1 protein-coding gene is annotated in these 1,538 nt (G+C 65.5%); it reads left to right on the forward strand.

Features of this window, described 5'->3' with window-relative positions; translation table 11 throughout:
• The coding region (locus SJI03_RS28715) for an amino acid adenylation domain-containing protein (protein ID WP_322429445.1) at positions 1-1,538 on the forward strand (1,538 nt) is incomplete at both ends.

Raw genomic sequence — 1,538 nt, forward strand, 5'->3', positions numbered from 1 at the left:
GCCTGCCGAACGCGAACGCTTGTTGCAGCTGGGGCGGGCGACGCAATCGACGGCACCGGCGCAGTGCCTGCACCAGCTATTTACGGCGCAGGCACTGGCCACGCCGCAGGCGGTGGCCTTGACCGATGGCGAGCGTCACTGGACCTATGCCGAACTGGAGGCGGCATCGAACCAGCTGGCGCATCGCCTGCTGGCGTCGGGCGCGGCGCCCGGCGCGTGCGTCGGGCTGTGCCTGGAACGCTCGGGCGAAGTGGTGCAGGCGATCCTGGCCATCCTTAAATGCGGGGCGGCCTACGTCCCGCTTGACCCGATCTACCCGGCGGAGCGGATCGCCTACATGCTTGACGATGCCGCGGTGACACTGGTTGTGGCACAGGTGGCCACGCGCGCAAGCGCCGGCACCGGTACGGTGGTGCTGCTTGACGACGCCGATGGCACCTGGCCGGTGCACGCGCCGCAAGTGGCGGTGTCGGCGACCGCGCAGGCTTACGTGATCTACACCTCCGGTTCGACCGGCAAGCCGAAAGGCGTCATGGTGTCGCACGCGAATGTGGCGCGCTTGCTGACCAGCACCGAAGGCTGGTTCGGTTTCGGTGCGGCCGACACCTGGTGCCTGTTCCACTCTTACGCCTTCGATTTTTCGGTCTGGGAAATCTGGGGTGCATTGCTGCACGGCGGGCGCCTGGTGGTGGTGCCGCGCGCAGTGGCGCAATCGACACCGGAGTTTTACCAACTGGTGCGCGAGCAGGGCGTGACGGTGCTGAACCAGACGCCGACGGCGTTCTACGCTTTCATGGAAGAAGACCGTCAGGTGCAAGCGCTCCTGGCGCTACGCTGGGTGGTGTTCGGAGGGGAGGCCCTGGCGCTGGACAAGTTGTTGCCATGGTTTGAGCTGCATGCCGACACGGCTCCGCAACTGGTCAACATGTACGGCATTACCGAAACCACGGTGCACGTGACGTACCGTGCGATCAGCCGGGCCGATGCCCAGGCCAACCGCGGCAGCCTGATCGGCCGTCCGATTCCGGACTTGACGTTGTGGCTGCTTGACCGGCACGGGGAACCGGTGCCAACCGGTGTGGTGGGCGAACTGTGTGTCGGCGGTTCGGGGGTAGCGGAGGGCTACCTGAATCGTCCGGAATTGACGTCCGAGCGTTTCGTGTCGCATCCGGCGCTGGCGGCAGGCGAACGCTTGTACCGCTCGGGTGACCTGGCGCGGATGACGGCAGACGACGAGCTTGAATATCTTGGACGTGGCGACCATCAGGTGAAGATCCGTGGTTTCCGCATCGAGCTCGGTGAAATCGAGTCAGCCTTGCGCGGCTGCGAAGGTGTCGACGACGCGGTGGTATTGGCCGAGAAGGGTTCTGCCGGACAGGTGCGCCTGGTTGCCTACGTGCTCAATGCGCAGGCGGTGATCGACAGCGCACCGTTGCGGGCACAGCTTGGCCAGAGCCTGCCCGACTACATGGTGCCATCCATCTTTATGGCCGTGGCGGCATGGCCGCTGACAGCCAACGGCAAGCTCGATGTGAAGG

The organism is Janthinobacterium sp. GMG1 (genome assembly GCF_034427795.1).
In the GTDB taxonomy this organism is placed as follows: Bacteria; Pseudomonadota; Gammaproteobacteria; order Burkholderiales; family Burkholderiaceae_D; genus Janthinobacterium.